The organism is Loktanella sp. DSM 29012 (assembly GCF_900110705.1).
GTDB classification, from domain to species: Bacteria; Pseudomonadota; Alphaproteobacteria; order Rhodobacterales; family Rhodobacteraceae; genus Loktanella; species Loktanella gaetbuli.
On record NZ_FOEJ01000002.1, the window covers coordinates 68,315 to 87,233 of the forward strand.

General features: G+C 61.7%; 20 protein-coding genes. 6 read left to right on the plus strand and 14 right to left on the minus strand.

Going from position 1 to position 18,919, the window contains the following annotated elements; all coding sequences use genetic code 11:
- Positions 1 to 6 precede the first annotated feature (6 nt).
- The 8 genes from BMX27_RS05015 to BMX27_RS05050 all read right to left on the minus strand — a co-directional run bounded on the left by BMX27_RS05015 (position 7) and on the right by BMX27_RS05050 (position 7,289).
- Positions 7 to 210, minus strand: a complete 204-nt coding sequence (locus tag BMX27_RS05015; RefSeq protein WP_090158811.1) for a hypothetical protein — start codon at positions 208 to 210, stop codon at positions 7 to 9.
- Positions 211 to 451: 241 nt separating this feature from the next.
- Complete coding sequence (locus tag BMX27_RS05020) at positions 452 to 700, minus strand: hypothetical protein (protein WP_090158812.1); 249 nt, start codon at positions 698 to 700, stop codon at positions 452 to 454.
- A 101-nt stretch (positions 701 to 801) separates the two neighbouring features.
- Positions 802 to 1,410, minus strand: a complete 609-nt coding sequence (locus BMX27_RS05025; RefSeq protein ID WP_090158813.1) for a glutathione S-transferase — start codon at positions 1,408 to 1,410, stop codon at positions 802 to 804.
- Positions 1,407 to 2,174, minus strand: coding sequence for an HpcH/HpaI aldolase family protein (locus BMX27_RS05030; protein ID WP_090158814.1), 768 nt, complete (start codon positions 2,172 to 2,174; stop codon positions 1,407 to 1,409). The genes BMX27_RS05025 and BMX27_RS05030 overlap by 4 nt, the downstream gene beginning before the upstream one ends.
- Positions 2,171 to 3,871, minus strand: a complete 1,701-nt coding sequence (locus BMX27_RS05035) for a hydantoinase B/oxoprolinase family protein (protein ID WP_090158815.1) — start codon at positions 3,869 to 3,871, stop codon at positions 2,171 to 2,173. Before BMX27_RS05035 ends, BMX27_RS05030 begins: the two co-directional genes overlap by 4 nt.
- Positions 3,872 to 3,873: 2 nt before the next feature.
- Positions 3,874 to 5,952: a hydantoinase/oxoprolinase family protein gene (locus tag BMX27_RS05040; RefSeq protein WP_090158816.1), complete on the minus strand. Its 2,079-nt coding sequence runs from the start codon at positions 5,950 to 5,952 to the stop codon at positions 3,874 to 3,876.
- Between the two features lie 65 nt (positions 5,953 to 6,017).
- Positions 6,018 to 6,980, minus strand: a complete 963-nt coding sequence (locus BMX27_RS05045; protein WP_090158817.1) for a Gfo/Idh/MocA family protein — start codon at positions 6,978 to 6,980, stop codon at positions 6,018 to 6,020.
- A gap of 48 nt (positions 6,981 to 7,028) precedes the next feature.
- Positions 7,029 to 7,289 (minus strand): DUF2312 domain-containing protein, encoded by a 261-nt coding sequence (locus BMX27_RS05050; RefSeq protein WP_056031219.1) that lies wholly within the window; start codon positions 7,287 to 7,289, stop codon positions 7,029 to 7,031.
- A gap of 109 nt (positions 7,290 to 7,398) precedes the next feature.
- Between BMX27_RS05050 and BMX27_RS05055 the strand changes: the two genes are divergently transcribed.
- A complete protein-coding gene (locus BMX27_RS05055; protein WP_090159190.1) occupies positions 7,399 to 7,614 on the plus strand; it encodes a hypothetical protein in 216 nt (71 codons plus the stop codon).
- Here BMX27_RS05055 and BMX27_RS05060 read toward each other — a convergent pair.
- Positions 7,611 to 7,889 carry an ArsR/SmtB family transcription factor gene (locus BMX27_RS05060; protein ID WP_177172654.1) on the minus strand — a complete coding sequence of 93 codons (279 nt, stop codon included), beginning with the start codon at positions 7,887 to 7,889 and terminating at the stop codon, positions 7,611 to 7,613. The genes BMX27_RS05055 and BMX27_RS05060 overlap by 4 nt on opposite strands.
- On the opposite strand from BMX27_RS05060, the gene BMX27_RS05065 reads away from it, so the two are divergent.
- A complete protein-coding gene (locus BMX27_RS05065) occupies positions 7,888 to 8,394 on the plus strand; it encodes a protein tyrosine phosphatase family protein (protein WP_371260085.1) in 507 nt (168 codons plus the stop codon). The two genes, BMX27_RS05060 and BMX27_RS05065, sit on opposite strands and share 2 nt — an antisense overlap.
- Before the next feature lie 3 nt (positions 8,395 to 8,397).
- Here BMX27_RS05065 and BMX27_RS05070 read toward each other — a convergent pair whose 3' ends face one another.
- The 5 genes from BMX27_RS05070 to BMX27_RS05090 form a co-directional block, all read right to left on the minus strand.
- Entirely contained in the window at positions 8,398 to 9,342 is a 945-nt protein-coding gene (locus tag BMX27_RS05070) for a FliM/FliN family flagellar motor switch protein (protein ID WP_177172655.1), read from the minus strand.
- A 71-nt stretch (positions 9,343 to 9,413) separates the two neighbouring features.
- Positions 9,414 to 12,101, minus strand: coding sequence for an ATP-binding protein (locus BMX27_RS05075; protein ID WP_090158821.1), 2,688 nt, complete (start codon positions 12,099 to 12,101; stop codon positions 9,414 to 9,416).
- On the minus strand, positions 12,098 to 12,301 hold the full coding sequence (locus BMX27_RS05080; RefSeq protein ID WP_256212402.1) for a hypothetical protein: 204 nt from the start codon (positions 12,299 to 12,301) through the stop codon (positions 12,098 to 12,100). Before BMX27_RS05080 ends, BMX27_RS05075 begins: the two co-directional genes overlap by 4 nt.
- An 83-nt stretch (positions 12,302 to 12,384) precedes the next feature.
- Positions 12,385 to 12,753 (minus strand): response regulator transcription factor, encoded by a 369-nt coding sequence (locus BMX27_RS05085; protein ID WP_090159191.1) that lies wholly within the window; start codon positions 12,751 to 12,753, stop codon positions 12,385 to 12,387.
- A 106-nt stretch (positions 12,754 to 12,859) separates the two neighbouring features.
- A complete protein-coding gene (locus BMX27_RS05090; RefSeq protein WP_090158823.1) occupies positions 12,860 to 14,134 on the minus strand; it encodes a helix-turn-helix transcriptional regulator in 1,275 nt (424 codons plus the stop codon).
- 200 nt (positions 14,135 to 14,334) lie between these two features.
- Here BMX27_RS05090 and BMX27_RS05095 point away from each other — a divergent pair, with 200 nt between their 5' ends.
- The 4 genes from BMX27_RS05095 (at position 14,335) to BMX27_RS05110 (ending at position 18,879) form a co-directional block, all read left to right on the plus strand.
- Positions 14,335 to 15,696 (plus strand): substrate-binding protein, encoded by a 1,362-nt coding sequence (locus BMX27_RS05095; protein WP_090158824.1) that lies wholly within the window; start codon positions 14,335 to 14,337, stop codon positions 15,694 to 15,696.
- 128 nt (positions 15,697 to 15,824) lie between these two features.
- Entirely contained in the window at positions 15,825 to 16,901 is a 1,077-nt protein-coding gene (locus BMX27_RS05100; protein WP_090158825.1) for a branched-chain amino acid ABC transporter permease, read from the plus strand.
- A 3-nt stretch (positions 16,902 to 16,904) separates the two neighbouring features.
- Positions 16,905 to 18,116 (plus strand): branched-chain amino acid ABC transporter permease, encoded by a 1,212-nt coding sequence (locus BMX27_RS05105; RefSeq protein WP_090158826.1) that lies wholly within the window; start codon positions 16,905 to 16,907, stop codon positions 18,114 to 18,116.
- A gap of 4 nt (positions 18,117 to 18,120) precedes the next feature.
- Entirely contained in the window at positions 18,121 to 18,879 is a 759-nt protein-coding gene (locus BMX27_RS05110; RefSeq protein ID WP_090158827.1) for an ABC transporter ATP-binding protein, read from the plus strand.
- The last annotated feature ends 40 nt before the right edge of the window (positions 18,880 to 18,919 follow it).

An 18,919-nucleotide genomic window follows, 5' to 3' on the forward strand; every position in this document is an offset into this window, starting at 1 on the left:
GTGATATTAGTTGGTGGTGGTGTCCGACGTTGCGCCGTCGTTGTCGCCATCATTGGTCGCGCCGATGATGAAAACAGCGCCCATCAGCGTCAGAAAAGGCACGACATTCGGGATTTCTGTCGACAGGCCAGGAACGGCAATGCTGTCCTGAGCGGATGCTGCCATCGGCATTGTCGCAGCGACGGTCAGTGCAAGAATGATTTTTTTCATGTTTTAATTCCCCATGTGTGCGCAAAGCGTGCGTTCAAGTCCAAACGACGTAGCGTCAACGGTTTCAATCACCAATCGGTTACCGGTTCCACGCCTTGTTTACAAGACTAATCTCGGGTAGTGCCGACACCGCCATCAAAAGACTGCGATCTGGCCAAGAGTCCCGAACTGCCATAAATTAAGGCACAAAGGCTGGGGAAACGGCCAGATGCAAGGCAGCCTGCGTATCCAAGACAGCCTCTCAATTGGTATCGGGCGTCGCGGCACCTTCATCGTCGTCCGACGAAAGAAGCGCAAAAAAGCCCACCATGCCAGCACCGATTCCCAGTATCGCACCGGTTGACAGCCCCTGCCCCGTCGTCAGCGCCGGGGTGGTCGGATCGATCACTGGCGCGGGCGGTGCTGCGGGTTCGGTCACGATCAGACCCTGAGACTGTGCCAGGGTCGGGAGCATGAAAGCCGCTGTCGCGGCCAAGATCGTCATCTTCATTACGGCAAATCCCTTTGCAATCATGTATTCACGTTCACCATAGAGGCCCGCCCGGATCGCGCAAGCGTGATACGCACCCCGGATCTGAGGCCGTGCGCAGTTCAGGACTGGACGTCCGGCGACCAGAGCGTTCTGCGCGTCATGATGTGGGCAAATTCTTGCGACTCTGTAAATCTGTCCAGCCACCCACGCAGATCGGGCCAATCCTGTTCGTCGAACCAGGCCCGATCAATCTGTGCGAACTGACGCACGAACGGCAGGATCGCCATGTCAGCCAATGTCACCCGGCCAAACAGCCAACCAGCCTGCAACCATGTATTCAGGTCATGCAGGATTGCTGCCGCAATTTCGCGTTGCTGATCCGGGTCACTGTCAGGGTAGCGGTCCGCGTATTTCGTGCGGTCAAGGGCCTGTTTGAACGGTCCGTCATTGCGCGCAATCAGGTCATGGCCCTCTGCCGGCATATCCAGCCATCGCTGCGGATCGCGCTGCTGCAAGGCCCAGACCATGATGTCGAGGCTTTCGTCGATCACCCGCTCGGGCAAGACAAGGCACGGCACCGTGGCCGTAGGTGACACCGCAAGAAAGGCGTCGGCTTTGTCGCGCAGCAATATCTCGCGCGTTTCAACGACCTGACCAGCGGCTGCGATCGCCAGACGCGCACGCATGGCATAGGGGCAACGACGAAACGACCACAGGGCAGGTTTCACGGCGCGCGCATGCCGGCCAGCAGATTGTCAGACGCACGGGCCAGCAGCGTGGCGTCAATGCCGCAAGCGACAAAGGTAAACCCGTCAGCCAAGAGTGACCGGGCAAAGGTGACATCCTGCACCAATGTTCCCACGGGCACACCGGCAGCCATCAGCGCAGCTGCAGCCGGTCTGATCGCGTCCCAAACGGCAGGGGCCATCGGCTGGCCCGGCAGACCCAAATCCGCTGCAATATCCGCTGGCCCGAAAAACACGCCGTCGACACCTTTGACCGTGCCGATTGCTACAGCGTCCGCCAACGCCTGACGCGATTCCACCTGCAAGATGATGGCCGTCTCTGCCTCAACCCGGTCAAGGTAGTCGGTGATCCGGCCATAGCCGTTCGCACGCGTGCCCCCAGCAAAGCCCCTGATCCCGTTCGGCGGATAGCGGCAAGCGGCGACGGCCGCGCGCGCCTCTTGTTCCGATTGGATCATCGGGAACAACAACGCAGGCGCACCCAGATCCAGCAACCGCTTGACCTTGACCGGGTCATTCCAGTCCGGGCGCACCATCGGTGTCGTGGCGTACCCAGCAAACACCTGCAGCTGATGCATCACATCGCCCAGCGACGTGGGCGCGTGTTCCATGTCCAGAACGGCCCAGTCAAACCCCGCACCGGCGATCACCTCGGCGGCCCCGGCGTGGCAAAGGGAAACCCAGATACCGATTTGCGGCTTGCCCGACCGGATCGCGGCCAGAAATGCGTTTGGTTTCAGGTTCATGAATTTGCTCCTTCACCGCCCAGCGCAGTGGCTGCCAAGACGGCCTGCACGTCATGATCGGACAGGCCGTAGTCGCGCCGAGCCATCTCTGGCGTGATGTAGCCCAGCGCAAGATCGCAGCGCACTGCATCCGCATCGCGCGCACCGACGTCACCATAGCCACCCCCTCCGGGGAACCCCATCACCGCGCGGGTACCTTCCGGAATATGCTGTCGTCCCTTGCCCCGCAGTGGCGTGCCATCACTCAGTGCGACAGTCGTGGCCCCACCCGCCGCACCACCGCGTCGCCCGCGTGCCGGATGTTCGACCCGGTCGAACATGGCCGACAGATGCATGTCATAGCCCGCGCGCGGCCCGACCTCCATCACTTGACCCAACCCGCCGCGATATTGCCCTACCCCACCGGAATCGGGACGCAGTTCCTTGCGCCAGATGATCACCGGGCCGACCTGCTCGGTCGCCTCGACCGGCATGGTCATGACGCCGGATGGAAACGCGGTGGCCGACATCCCGTCCAGTGACGGACGCGCACCCGTGCCGCCGGAATTGAACACCAACACCTCGGCATCGCCAGCGCCCCCGGTTCCCGTGCGCGGGCGCAGCGACATCTGGAAATTACACAGACAGCCCGCGCCTTCGGCTGGAACGACGCCCGGCATCAACTGATCAAGCGCACCAAAGATCGTATCCGGCAGCAAGTGGCCGATCACATGCCGCAGGGCCACCGGCGCAGGATGCAATGCGTTCACGATCGTGCCCGGCGGTGCGGTCACCTCGAACGGCGCAAGGCTGGCCGCATTGTTGGGAATATCCGGTGCGATGGCGCATTTCAGCGCATAGCAGGCATAGGCCTTGGTATAGACCATCGGCACATTGATCCCCTTGGGATCGGGGCCGCTGGTGCCGGTCCAGTCGCACAGCACCCGGTCCCCGGCAAAGGTCACGCTGACATGCAGGTCGACGGGCCGCGTATATCCGTCGATCCGCATATGCGCGGCCGCCTGACCCTGCGGCAACGCCGCGATCCGGTCCAATGTCGCCCGGCGCGAGTGATCGAGGATAAAATCGCTGATGCCGTCCAGATCATCCAGCCCGTATTCGTCCAGCATCTCGGTCAGGCGCCCCCTGCCAATATCGTTACAGGTCGCCAGCGCATAGAGATCACCAACCAGCTGATCGGGCGCGCGCACGTTTGCGCGGATGATCTGGATCAGGGTCGGATCAACTGTTCCGGCGGATGCAAACCGCATGATCGGCAAATGCAGCCCTTCTTCATAGACCGCATCCGCATCGGCCCCAAACCCGCGACCACCAATATCCGTGACATGGGCCGTACAGGCGAAAAAGCCGATCAGACGATCCTTGTGAAACGCGGGCGTGCAGACCGTGATATCGTGAAGATGACCGGTGCCTTTCCACGGATCATTCGTCAGATAGACATCGCCCGGGCGCATGGTGTCAAACCCGATATCGCGGATGAAATGCGGCACCGCGTCGGCCATCGCGTTGACGTGGCCGGGTGTGCCGGTGACGGCCTGCGCCAGCATCTGTCCTGCGGCATCATAGACCCCGGCGGACAGATCTCCCGCCTCGCGCACGGATGTGCTAAAGGCTGTCCGCACCAAGGCCTGCGCCTGTTCCTCGACAATGGAAATCAGGCGGTTCCACATGATCTGATAGGCGACCTGACCGGGCATGATCACTCCTTGCGTTGCAATGCGATACAGCCGTCGGACAGCACCACGGCGTCGCGACTGGCTGGCACGATGATCGAGGTTTCATCCTCGGTGATGACGGCGGGACCGATGACGGTGGTCCCCGATGCGAGGTCTGCACGTGCATGCACCCCGGCAATCTGGCTGATGCCCTGCGCCGCGTCGAACAGGTCGCGCTGGTTGCGCGCTGCGACAGGCGATGCGACCGTCACGGGCGTTGCGGGATCGACGGCAGCCTTGGGCGTGGTGGCATTGACGGCCCAGACCGTGATCTCGACCTCCATCCCGGCGACTGTCCGACTGAACAGGGCCGCATAGGCCGCCTCGAACAGCGCAAGGAAACGGTCGGGATCGGGGTGTTCGGCATCCTGCGCGGGCAGCGTCACGGGGATTTCCCAGCCCTGCCCACTGTAGCGCATGTAGACCTTGTAATCGGCGGTGATCGGCGCGTCTGCATCGCAAGACCTGACAAAGGTCGTCGCCTGCGCCGTCAGATCAGCAAATAGCCCTTTCACCGCATCCGCATCAAACGCAGACAGGCGCATGAACACTGACCGCGTCGCCTCGAAACTGAAGGGCGCGCGCAAAAACCCGATGGCGGAACCGACACCCGCACCACTGGGGACCAGACAGCGGTCAATGCCCAGTTTTTCGCACAATCGCGCGGCATGCAATGGTGCTGCTCCACCAAAGGCGATCATGGTGTAGCCTGCCAGATCCTCGCCGTTTTCGACGGCATGGACACGCGCGGCATTGGCCATGTTCTCATCCACGACTTCGGCCAGCCCATGCGCCGCGTCCTGAACGGACATGTCCAGTGGCGCACCCAATGCATCGCTCAGCGCCTGCGCTGATTGCGCGGGGTCCAGCGGGATGCGACCACCTGCAAACCCCGCGGGGTCAAGTTTACCCAAGATCAGGTCGGCGTCCGTGACGGCAGGTCGCTGCCCGCCGCGACCGTAGCAGGCAGGGCCGGGTTCGGACCCCGCACTTTCGGGACCGACGCGGATCTGGCGCAGCGCATCGACATGGGCCAGCGATCCGCCGCCCGCACCGATTTCGACCATGTCGATTACGGGGATCGAAATCGGCATGCCCGACCCCTTCTTGAACCGGTAGGTTCGCGCGACCTCGAACACGCGGGCCGTTTTGGGGGTCTGGTCGCGGATCAGGCAAATCTTGGCCGTGGTGCCACCCATGTCGAATGACAGGACCCGGTCCAGCCCATGCCGCGCCGCGATATCGGCGGCAAAGACCGCGCCGCCCGCAGGCCCGGATTCCACCAGCCTGACCGGGAATTCGGCCGCGGTGGCCAGATCGATGATCCCGCCACCCGAATGCATCAGGAACACCGGGCAATCCGCACCGGCGACGCGCAAACTGTCCGCGAGGCGACCAAGGTAGGATTTGATCAGCGGCTTGATATAGGCGTTGGCGACGGTGGTGTTGAACCGTTCGTATTCCCGCATCTGGGGGCTGACCTCTGACGACAGCGACACCATTGCCGCAGGCATGCGTTCGGCCAGCACGTCGCGGATCATCCTTTCGTGCGTGTCGTTCACATAGGAATGCAGCAAACCAACGGCGACACTGTCATAGCCCGCATCGCGCAATTCATCCGCAAGGGCCGCGACCGCGTCGCCGTCCAGCGGCACCAGCACACCACCATCCGCGTCGATACGTTCACGCACCACATAGCGACGATTGCGCGGCAGCAGCGGCGCGGGCAGCGTCAGGTTCAGGTCATATTGTTCGAACCGCGATTCGCTGCGCATCTCGATCACGTCGCGGAACCCTTCGGTGGTGATCAGCGCGGTTTTCGCACCGCGCCGCTCGATCAGCGCATTGGTCGCCAGCGTGGTGCCGTGGATGATCTGGCTGATCCGCGCGGGCGAGATACCCGCATCCGCGCAGACCCGCTGCATTCCCTCGACGATCGCATGCTCTGGTGCCGCATAGGTGGTCAGCACCTTGGTCGAAAACCGGTCGGCACCGGTTTCCAGAACCACATCGGTAAAGGTGCCGCCGATATCGACACCCAGTCGCGCCTGACCGCCTTGCATGTTTCGCTCCCTCTTCGTCGGGTGCCATGCAGCGCCGGAACGCGGGGAATGTCAAACCGGTGGGATCAATCCTTTTGATGAAAATCCGCGACGATCTCGCGGCGGGCCAGCATCATCGCATCTGCCACATGCTGAAGGGGCTCTACATCGACATCGGACTGACCGGTTTCAATCAGTTCGGCAAAGCGATGATAGACACCTTCGTATTCACCGTGTTCAGCCACGTCATGCGGCTGGCCGTTGACCAGCATCGTGGTTGCGGCATCCAGCAGTTTCAAAGTGCCCTCGGTCGTGTCGACCTCGATATCCCATGTGGGCGGATCCTCGTGGCGCCAGTCGAACTGGGCCTGCACCTGCATGCCACCTGCCCCCACAAAGGTCAGATCGGCCGCAATGGGCATATCGCGGTTGCCGGGGTATTTCAGAACGGAGTCGCGCAGATGCACGGGGTTCGGCAGGATTTCCGTCATCAGTGACAGCGCATTGATACCCGTATCGAACACACCCTGCCCCCCGGGTTCCCAGATCCAGTCCTGACCGGGGTGCCAGTTGTGCACATCCTCGCGCCAGTTGATCCGCATCCCCTTGACCGTGCGGTCGCGCAGCCAGGCGCGGGCGGCAGCCACACCGGGCGCATGACGTAGGTGCCAGGAGGCGTAGAGCGTCACACCCTTTGCGCGGGCCAGCTTTTCCAGCTTCTGCACCTCGGTGACAGTGGCACCGGGGGGTTTTTCCAACATGGTATGTTTGCCCGCCATCAGCGATTTCACCGCGATGTCAAACCGCGGCATCGCGGGCATGGTCAGGCTATAGATGTCGATATCGGGCCTTGCGTCGATCAGGTCCGCGATGTCGCTGTGATTTTCGACGTCATCCACTCCGCCCGAACGGCTGACCGTTGCGGCGAGGTCAAAGGCAGTGCTGCCCGAAATGGCGGGCATGTGCTGATCGCGCGCGATCTTGCCGATACCCAGAAGGGCGATTTTCGCGTCGGTCAACTGCCGGCCGGAGGAACTGGTCGCTGTCATGGTCTGCCTCAAGTTTTGATCTGGCGTCAGACATAGGGCGTTTTGCCCTCAGGACATGCCCAGCGCGGCCATGTACATTTCCAGCACGGCCTCTTCTTCGGCCAGATCGTCCTTGTCGCGCTTGCGCATGGCCACGATCTTGCGCAGCACCTTGACGTCGTAGCCACGCCCTTTGGCTTCGGCCATTATTTCCTTCTGGCCGTCGGCGATGTCTTTTTTCTCGGCTTCCAGACGCTCGTAGCGTTCGATGAACTGGCGCAACTCCTCGCCGGCTACGTTTTCGGTCGGGTTGGTGGCGTTGTCGGACATCGGAACACTCCTGCGGCTGGGTCAGGGGCACGTCCTAGCGAGCCTGCCAAACCCTTGCAAGGTGCGCCGTGTCAGGTTAGCGGATCGGGGCGCAATCATGGGGTATGTCATGCAAACATTGATTTGGATCGGGGCAGTCGTATCGGTGCTGGGCCTGTGTGGCGTGGTCTATTCCATCATCATAGTGGCGCGGGCGAAACGTGCCGATCTGACTGACGCGGAACTGCGCGCCCGCATCGGTGCCATGATGCCGATCAACCTCGGCGCGTTCTTTTCCGCGATGCTGGGACTGATGATGGTCGTGGTCGGCATCCTGCTGGGCTAAAGCGACAGCGCATCCAGCACGCGATGGATCCGATCGTCGGCGATGGAATAGAAAATGATGCGCGCGTCATCCGGACTGCGGTCGGACCGCACCAGACCTGCCGCGCGCAGACGGCGCAGATGATTTGACACCAGCGCTTGCGGCACATCGACAGCCCCCTGCAACTGGCTGACCGTCCGGGGCCCGCCACGCAGTGCACACAGCACCAACAGGCGCACGGTGCCCCCCATTTCGTGCAGAACGGTCGCTGCCGCCGCAAGTGCGTTTTCGTCCATGATCATGCCCGCGACGCTAAACCTGCATGCCGCCCTGCGCCAGACCTGTTGCCACTGGACCGCGCCGCAGGCCGCGCGTAGTCTGCGCCGCATGCAAATCAATCAGATCACACCCGCCTATTCCGCCGCCCCCCAGATCGAGCCCGCCGATGCGGCCACGCTCGCAGAACAGGGTTTCACGACGGTCATCTGTAACCGCCCTGATGCCGAGGTGCCGCCGCCCTTGCAGGCCGAGGCCATCCAGATCGCGGTCGAAGCCGCCGGCATGACCTTTGTCGTCAACCCGGTGACGCACCAGGGTCTGAACATGGACATGGTGCATGCCCAGTCCGACGCCGCCGCCACCGGCAAGACGCTGGCCTATTGTGCATCCGGCACCCGGTCGACCATCGTCTGGGCCCTGGGACAGGCAGGCAAGATGCCGGTCGATGACATCATCGCAGCCGCAGCGCAGGCGGGATACGATCTGAACGGCATGCGGAGCCAGCTCGAAACGCTGTCCTGACGGTCAGGCAATCAAGGTCGCATCACTGATTGCCACGTCCCGCCCGAGTTGGACCAGCGCACCGTGGGGTAGGTCCATAAGGTGCGGCGGTGCTTCACCACCAATCCTGACGGCGATACGCCCGCTGACATGACCCAGGCGCCCCGTGGCGATCAGCTGGCCGCCCGGTGCCTCGACCCGGACAGACCCGACCGCAAATCCGGTCAACGGCAGGCAATCGCCCACGGCGAGAGAAGTCAGTCGGCGCAGTGGCACGGGCATGCGGTGCACCACCACATCCAGTCGCGCAGGTGCACCCAGTACCGCCGCGCGCAGCCGGTCGGCCCAGTCTGCCGCGACCTGCGATTGCGGCACATGTTCAGGCACCGGGCCGACGGTGTCCGGCAAAGCAATCGTCACGCAGGGCAGACGGTCCGTTTTCTGATCCGAAACCGTGATGACGATCACCCGGTAAGATTGTTCGCGCAGCGCAAAACACGCCGCACGCGCATCGGAAAACCGTACCGATAGCCTGCAACCCACGGCCCATCCGTCCAGAACTGTTCCCTGTGTGGTGGCGGCCAGATCATTCAGCAGCGCCTGTAACAAAGGACGAACCAGATCAGCATCCGTTTCGGTGATGGCACGCAAAGGCGCAGGCTGTGCTGACACCCCACCGGTCGTGATCGTCTCGAGCGTGGCTGCGATCAGGCTGGCATCACAAATCATCATGCCGACGCAGGTGCCATCGCGTTCCACGCCCAGCATCAGCACATCGGGGGAAAGATCGGTCGTGACACTGTCCAGATCACAGGTTCGATCCGCCACCCCGGTGACATCGACGACCAGGCCCACACTAGACTGCGCTACCCGCGTGACCGACAGTTTGACCGCGCGTGACGCCGTCAGCGGCACATCAGGCGCATCCGCCTGTTGTCGCCTGACCATCCTGTGCAACACGCCCGTCATACTGGCTACCCCGCGTTGCATTGCGCACAGCTAACGTCGAAGAGGTAAACATTCCCTCAACATCAGTGCACCTATTGGGCGGCGATGGCGACCTGTGCCGGCAGCGACACGCGAAATGCCGCCCCGCCCTGCCCGGGCAGATACATGATTTCGCCACCCAGACGCGTCATGATCTCGCGGCAGATCGCAAGGCCGAGACCTGCACCGCCTGCACGCGCCGCATCCGTCAACCGCGAGAATTTTTCAAAGATCACCTGCGCATCGGCGGGTGCAATGCCGCTGCCGTTGTCGATGAAATCCAGAATCGTACCATGCTGCGACTGCCACACCTTGATGGTCAGACGCGGCTGCGCCGCATCACAGTATTTGCGCGCATTCGCGATCAGGTTGATGAACACTTGGCCCAACCGGTCAAGGTCGGTGGTCAGAACGATCTGCTCTGCCTTGCGGTCGCGCCTGATGATCAGGTCATCCCCGGCGCCCCCTGCGGATGCAACGGCCTGATCCAACAAGTCGCTTAACACGCCCGTGTCGGTCTTGAGGTTGACCTGTCCGTGTTCCAGCACCGCCAGATCCAGCAAATCGTCCAGCAGACGTGTCAGGCGCTGCGATTCGGTACTGATGATGCGTGCCATGCGCTGGCTGTCCTCATCGCTCAGGTCCGGTTGCATCAGAATATCGGAAAACGACCGGATCGAGGTCATCGGCGTCCGCAACTCGTGACTGATCTGGGACAGAAACGCATCCTTTTGCACCGACAGCGCCATCAGTTTGGCGTTTGCATCGCGCAGGGCGCGCGCCGTTTCCTCTTGCTGGCGGCTCTTGGCCTCAAGCTGGCCGGAATATTCGAGGATCTGCGCGGTCTCATCCGCCAGCGCGAACAGATCGTCGACGGTCACGCTGACACCTTCGGTCAACTGTCCGATCATCGCGTGGGCCGTGGCGGCCCCCACCGACCCCGACAGTTCGCGTTCCAGAGCCACGAGAAATGCAGGCGACACGTCCGGCAAGAAGCCGGTTTTCTGCTGGGCCGCCGCCTCGGCCTGAAAAATCGCCTGCGCTTCTCGCGGGCCAAGGATGCGTTGCGACATGATCAGCAGGTCCTCGGCGGTGGCCGCGGACCGCGTCCATGTCCGTTCGCCACCCGGCCCCTCGAAAATATTGACGAATTGCGCACCCTGAAGCCGTTCCAGCGGTGCCGGAAAGCTGAGAACGGACCCCAGAAAAAACAGACTGGTATTCACCAGCAAGGACCACAGCAGACCGTGCAGAACCGGATCGATCCCGCCGATGCCGAACATCGCCTCGGGGCGCAGCCAGCCGATCCCGTAAGGGCCATCGGTCAGAACCTGCGCCGACAGGACGGCATCGGGACCAAAGCTGGGCAGAAACAACGTCCACAGCCACAGCACCGACCCCGACACCAGCCCCAGAATGGCCCCGGTGCGCGTCGCCCCGCGCCAGAAAATGCCGCCCAGCAGCGCCGGAAGAACCTGCACGACCCCCGAAAAAGAGATCAGTCCGATCGCGGCAAGCGCCGCGCCGCCACCCGACAGGTGATAGTAGAGAAAACCAAGCGCGAGGATGCCTGCAATCGACAGGCGGCGGGTGATCTTGACCACGGAACGCACATCCCCGGAAATGACCGCCCGCCCTTGGGTCTGGCTGCGCATCCAGACGGGCAGAACGACGTGGTTAGACACCATCGTGGACAGGGCAATGGTGCTGACGATCACCATCGAGGTCGCGGACGAAAACCCCCCCAGAAACGACAGGATCGCCAGACCGGTCTGCCCTTCGGCCAATGGCACTGTTAGCACGAACAGGTCGGGGTTGGACCCCGGCGGCATGACCTGCAATCCGGTCACGGCGATCGGCACCACAAAGAGGCTCATCAACACCAGATAGAACGGAAAGGCCCATGAGGCCGTCTTGAGATGCCGCTCGTCCGCGTTTTCGACAACCAGCACCTGAAACATGCGCGGCAGGCACAGAAAGGACGCAGCCGACAGAAATATGAGCGCCGCCCAGCGCGTGCCGGACTGGGTCCAGTCCGCAACCGGCGATGCCTCAATCGCGGCCAATGTGGCAGCCGGACCGTCCGACAGCCCCCAGACGACAAAAATACCGACGGCCAGCAGCGCCACCAGTTTCACCACGGCCTCGATGGCGATGGCAATCACGACGCCGTGCTGGCGTTCATTGGCATCGACGTGACGGGTGCCGAACAGAATCGTGAAAATCGCAAGGCCGGTGGACACCAGGATCGCGGCGCGGCCAAGCTCACCACTTCCCCAGTTCTGGCCGCCGGCCTGCGCAAAGACCTGAAAGCTGAGGACAACGGACTGCAATTGCAGCGCGATGTAAGGGGTCGAGGCGATGATCGCCATGAACGTCACGATCATGCCCAAGGTTGTCGATTTGCCGAAACGCGATGAAATCAGGTCGGCAATCGACGTGATCCGTTGTGCCCGGCCAATTCGCACCAGACGACGCAAGACCAGCCACCAGCCGATCATCACAAGCGAAGGGCCAAGGTAGATGGTCACGTATTCCAGACCGGACCGCGCGGCGTAACCGACCGCGCCATAGAACGTCCAGGCCGTGCAGTAGATCGACAGCGACAGCGTGTAGACCAGCGGCATCCGAAGCCAATCGCCTTTGCCGCGGCGCGCCTGCCGTTCGGCCAGGGCTGCGACAATGAACAAGAAGGCGACATAGACGACAGCCGCCAACACCAGTCCGTTGAATGACATCAGTCGGACCCTTCCCGCGTGGGGGGCGGTTCGACATCATCGGTGGGATCGATCCGCCGCGCCACGACGAACGCCACCGCGATCAGCACCATCCAGACGACAAAGACATAGACGACCGTACCTGCCAATCCGCCCGTGTCACCCTCGTCACGCACCCACAACATCGGCAGGAGCCACAGGATGAAACCGATGATCGGCAACATGCGTGCACCATCGCGCAAGCGTCTTTGCCGATAGCGTTCCCGCGCAAGGAACAATCCACGTTGCCCTTTGCGCCCGTCCTCCGTCATGCGCCGATCATCGCGCGGACCTGCGCGCAGACCTCGTCATTGGCAAAGGGCTTGGTCATGAACTGGTCTGCCCCCAGCGCCTCGGCCAGCGCCCGATCCTTGGCCTGACCGCGCGCGGTCAGCATCATGACAGGCAGGTCGCTGGTGCCGGGGTCCGCCCGCAAGTCACGCAGAATGTCGAATCCGGATCGACCCGGCAACATCACGTCCAGCAGGATCATGTCGGGACGCTGATTGCGGATCTTGTCCATGGCGGTCGTTCCGTCCTCGTGCGTGTGGACCGTGTAACCGGCACGACTGAGGATGAAACTGAGCGCCTCGATGATGTTTGGCTCGTCTTCGATCAACAAGACACGTTTTGCCAACGCCCCATCCCCCTTTTGGTCGCTTGCCATGTGTGTGACCCACCCTCCCCGATGCGCCACGCGGCACACTATTGTCCGCGCCCCGTCACATGTCAAAGCCCTGCTGTCAGAGCTGGGTCGCCGGAACCGCAGGTTCACGCCGCGCCGCGCAATCGGCACGCGGGCACATCCGACAGGCCAATCCCACAGGCAAACACAGCGGGTCCGGCGGCTTTGGCAGTGCCCGCACCAGCATCGTTGCCGTCATGACCGGTGGCGCATGCGGACCCAACGGACTTGGCGCGGCGACGGCCACAGCATGGCAAATCAGATGCCGATCGTTCTGCCCGTGCACGGCGACACGCGCGGTCACACAACGGCCCGGCTGTCCGAGGGCAGTATAGACAGGCCACAAGGCGCAGTCGCTGCCCCGTGTCATGTCGAAACCCGCAGCCTGTTTCAGCAGCAGGACCGCACCTGCCGCAGTGATCTGCATCAACCCATGATCCGGCAGGCCCGCCTTGGCAGGCAGACTTGCCAGACGTCGCAGCACCCTATCCAGCGGTTGACCCAGATGCGCCGCCAATCCGACAGGATCACAATCGAGGTCGCGGGCCGCCATGACAAAGGATTCGATCGGCATGGCCTCTGCATCCGCCGCATAGACGGCGTCGTACCGGGCCAGCAAATCCGCGACCCCTGGTCGCGCGGGGGGCACCGGAGCCAGGAGGGCCGGATCTTCGAGATGCGGCCGGTGATAGCCCGTCGCATTCAATATCGTGTCGCGCTCCTCCAGCGGCGACAGGCGGGTGCGTTCCAGATCGTCAGGCGCATCCAGATAGGCCACGAGAGCACGGCTCGTGGCCGCCAGTTTACCTGCGTCGTCACGAATGTTGGCGTGGAACCGCGCCTGCCAATCCGCATCGACCGGACCGTCGCCCGTCAGAATCGTCGCTGTCGCCTGAATGGCCGTCACTGCGGTGATGACGCCGTGCAACGCCTTTGCCAGATCGGGGTCGTAGGTCAGCCGGTCATTCAACATCTGAAGCCGGTCATCCAGCGACATGATTTCCTGCGCCTGCGCGGTAATCAGGCCGGTCCAGCCGGGGAACCGGGCGGCAAGGTCTTCGACCTGGGCTACTTCGGTCGGAACCTGCGGCAGCCGCGCCGAGGCCGCCAGCAACCGGTCGATCAAGGACGGATCAGCAGGCCGTTCCAACAAGGCCAGATCAATCCCGAGGGTCGCTGCGATCCGCCGCAACAACTGCCCGCCCACGGGGCGTTTCCCATGTTCGATCAGGTTCAGATAGCTGGCCGATATATCGACCGCAGCCGCCAGGTCGCGTTGTGCGACGCCTGCATCCATCCGGCGTGCCCGGATTCTGTCACCCGTCCTATCCATGCCATTTCATTCCTAATCTGCTGCTGGCAAATGCAATTTACACAACAACGCGCGACGTTGTTTACAAATTTACAAATTCGTCCGGGCGACGCAAGGGAATGTTGTTTGGCAGGTTGGCCTTCTGCAAACTGACGGCAGCACGACCAAAGTGCAGTTGTCCAGACGGGAGGGTCCGGACAGCGTTCATAGGGAGGAATCTAATGACGAAAACGACGTATTCACGCCGTCGGGTCCTGAAAACCGGTGCCGTTGCGGGCACCGCAGGTCTGATGATGCCCACGTATCTGCGTGCGGCGGCCCACGAGGGCTTTACCAACGCACCGACAGGCGACACCGTCACCATCGGCTTCAACGTACCCCAGACCGGCCCCTACGCCGAAGAAGGCCTGGACGAGCTGCGCGCACAAGAATTGGCCGTACAGCACCTGAACGGTGAAGGCGACGGCGGCATGCTGAACACCTTTAGCCAAAAGAACCTCGATGGCACGGGTATCCTGGGCAAGAAAGTCCAGTTCGTCACCGGTGACACCCAGACCAAATCCGACGTGGCACGTGCATCCGCACAGTCCATGATCCAAAAAGACGGCTGCATCATGATCAACGGCGGCTCGTCCTCCGGTGTGGCTGTGGCTGTGCAGGGTCTGTGTCAGGACGCCGGCGTGATCTTTATGGCTGGCCTGACACACTCCAACGACACGACCGGCAAGGACCGCAAGGCCAACGGTTTCCGTCACTTCTTCAACGGTTACATGTCCGGCGCGGCTCTCGCGCCTGTGTTGCAGACCGCCTACGGGTCAGACCGCCGCGCCTATCACCTGACGGCTGACTATACATGGGGCTGGACGCAGCAGGAATCCATCGCAGCCGCGACCGAGGCACTGGGCTGGGAAACCACGCAGAACGTGCTGACGCCGGTCGGCGCTGGCGACTTCTCGTCCTATATCGCACCGATCCTGAACTCTGGCGCGGATGTGCTGGTTCTGAACCACTACGGTGGGGACATGGTCAACTCTTTGACGCAGGCCGTTCAGTTCGGCCTGAAGGACAAGCAGGTCAACGGCAAGAACTTTGAAATCGTCGTTCCGCTGTACTCGGAACTGATGGCAAAGGGTGCTGGCGCCAACATCGAAGGCGTCTACGGTTCCATGAACTGGAACTGGCAGCTCGAAGACGAAGGCACCAAGGCGTTCGTCAAATCCTTTGGTGAAAAGTACGGCTTCCCGCCGTCGAACGCCGCGCACACCTGCTATGTGCAGACGCTGCTCTATGCGGATGCCGTCACGCGCGCCGGTTCGTTCAATCCCTGCGCAGTCGTCGAAGCGCTGGAGGATTTCGAATTCTCCGGCATGGGCAACGGCGACGTGCTGTATCGCGGCGCAGATCACCAGTGCTTCAAGGACGTTCTGGTCATGCAGGGTGTCGCCGGATCCGGCAACGCCAACATGGTCGGCTACGACACGCTGAGCCTGGTCGAGCTGACACCGCGCGCACAGGTCGAGTACGAGCCCGATCACCCGATGTTCGCCGGCGGTTCGCTGGGTGAATGCAACCCGGGCGCATAAGCACACGATCAGGGGCGGCACATTGCGTGCCGCCCCACTCCCACGGGCAGGTCTGCGCTGCCCGGCCTTCTGAACATTCTGTCCTGACGCGGCGCTCTGGCCTGCTGTAACCATTGAGGAGTGGTGACTTGGATTCCTTTATCCTTCAAATCTTGAACGGGCTGGACAAGGGGTCTGCCTATGCGCTGATCGCGCTTGGTCTGACCCTCATTTTCGGCACCCTTGGCGTGGTCAATTTTGCGCATGGCGCATTGTTCATGATCGGGGCCTTTTGCGCTGTCACGATGCAGCGCATCCTCAGCTTGTCGCGCACCGTCGTGGATGAAACGCAGACCGATTTTCTGGGCAACCCCCTGCAAACGCAGGTGCCCTATGTGCAGGACTGGTTCGGTCCTGTCGCAGGCGCTGCGATTCAGGACTGGGCGGTTCCCCTTGCGATCTTCCTCACGATCCCCGTCATGCTGCTGGTCGGCTTTGGCATGGAACGCGGCCTGATCAAGCATTTCTACAAGCGTCCCCATGCTGACCAGATCCTGGTGACATTCGGTCTGGCCATTGTCATCGGCGAGATCATCAAGGCATTTTACGGTGCCAACCCGATCCAGACGCCGATGCCTTCTGCATTCGTCGGCACCGTCGATCTGGGTCGCTATCTAGGCCTTGGCGAAGGCGCAGTGGCTTATCCGACCTGGCGTCTGGTCTACTTCTTCTTTTCTGCTGCAATCATCGCCGCTGTCTTTGCATTCCTGCAATTCACGACCTTTGGCATGGTGGTCCGCGCCGGTATGGCTGACCGCGAAACGGTCGGCATGCTGGGCATCGATATCGACAAGCGGTTTACATTCATGTTCGGCCTTGCGGCATCGGTCGCGGGTCTGGCCGGCATGATGTATGCGCCGATCCTGTCCCCTCACTACAACATCGGCATGGATTTCCTCGTCCTCAGCTTTGTTGTCGTGGTCGTCGGCGGCATGGGATCGCTGCCTGGGGCCGTGCTGGCCGGTTTCCTGCTGGGCATCACGCAAAGCTTTTTCTCGAACCCGGCGTTCAAGGGTTATTTCGTCGAACTGCTGCGCCTCGAGGGCACATTCGCTGGCACCGTGATCACCGGTCTCGACCAGATCATCATCTACCTCGTTGCCATCATCATTCTACTTACGCGTCCGCGCGGCCTGCTGGGTCGCAAGGGCGTGATGGAGGACTAAGACATGCTCGGTCTGAATTCGCGCGATTTCAAACTGTTGATGATCGTCATTTTCATGACGCTCGCAGCGCCCATCCTGCTGAATCCCTTTCCCGTGGACAGCGCATTGGGTGAAAGTTTCAACGCAGGCTATCCCGCCTTGATGCAACGGTTCGTGATCTTTGGATTGCTGGCTGTCGGGTTCAACATCCTGTTCGGCCTCACAGGATACCTGTCATTCGGTCACGCGGCCTTTCTGGGGGTCGGTTCCTACGCCGCCGTCTGGATGTTCAAGCTGCTCAGCTACAACATCATCCCCGCCATGCTGGCCTCTGTGATCGTGGCGGCGCTGTTCGCGGTGGTCATCGGTTATGTCTGTCTGCGTCGGTCCGGCATCTATTTCTCGATCCTGACACTCGCGTTTGCGCAGATGTCCTATGCCCTCGCCTATTCGGTGCTGTCACCGATCACCAACGGTGAAACCGGGCTTCAGGTCTATGCTGACGACCCCCAGGTATTGATGAGTGCGGGTGATCCCGTCGTGCCACACCTGTTCGGCTGGGAAATGAACAGTTCCGTCACGTGGAACGTCGGCGGCTGGCAGTTCGTGTTCCAGAACGGCTACTACCTTGCGGCGATTTGCATGATCATCGGGTTTTACATCTCGATCCGCATCTTCCGGTCGCCCTTTGGCCTGATGCTGCGGGCGATCAAGTCGAACCAGACCCGCATGAGCTATACCGGCATGAACACCAAACCCTACATGCTCGCGGCCTTTGTGATCTCGGGAATGTATGCCGGCGTGGCCGGTGGCCTGATGTCAGCGATGGACCCATTGACCGGTGCAGAACGGATGTTCTGGACGGCCAGCGGTGAAATCGTTGTCATGGCGATCCTGGGGGGCGTCGGCACGCTGATCGGTCCGGTCCTGGGTGCAGGCATCATCAAGTATCTGGAAAACATCATTTCCAAGATCAACAGCGACATCCTGCACAACTGGTTCGCGTTCATGCCCGATTGGATGGACAACCTGCTGGTCAACATCCTGTACCCGTTCGTTGGCAAGGGATGGCACCTGACACTGGGCGTTTTGTTCATGGTCGTCGTCATCTTCCTGCCTGGTGGTCTGGTGCAGGGCGGTCAGAAACTGGGCGCATTGTTCAGCCGCAAGTCAAAGTCATCCGACAGCGACGCGACCACGGCTGGCACAGCCAACACCAACACCCCGGCGGAGTAAGATCATGGGCATTCTTGAAGTCAAAGGCGTCAACAAGCGCTTTGGTGGTTTGCAGGCGCTGGGTGATGTGAACCTGAGCGTGGCCGAAAACACCGTTCACGCCATCATCGGCCCTAATGGTGCAGGTAAATCCACACTGCTGAACGTGTTGGTGGGCAAGCTGATCCCGGACTCCGGCTCTGTCATGTTCGACGGGCAAAGCGTGCTGGGCCGCAAACCACACGAAATCAACCAGATGGGCATCAGTCGTGTGTTCCAGACGCCAGAAATCTTTGCCGATCTGTCGGTGATGGAAAACGTGATGATCCCCTGTTTTGCCCGGCGTGACGGCGCGTTCCGCATGCATGCCATCGGCAGCGTCAGGAACGAGGGCGACATCATCGCGCAGGCCGAAGCGATACTTGCCGACGTGAACATGCTGGCGAAACGCGACATGCTGGCCTCTGCGCTGTCACGGGGGGACAAGCGGCGTCTGGAAATGGCGATGTGTCTGGTGCAGGAACCCAAGCTGCTGTTGCTGGACGAACCCACCGCCGGGATGGCGAGGGCCGACACCAACAACACGATCGATCTGCTCAAAGAGATCAAGGAAAAGCGCGATATCACCATGTGCATCATCGAACACGACATGCACGTCGTGTTCAGCCTGGCAGAACGGATCACCGTTCTGGCGCAAGGCACGCCACTGGTCGAGGAAACCCCGGAAAACATCAAGGGACACCCAAAGGTCCGCGAAGCCTATTTGGGCGAAGCACAGGTCTGACACCCCGATTTTTCGCGAAAAATCGGACCCGCCCGCATTT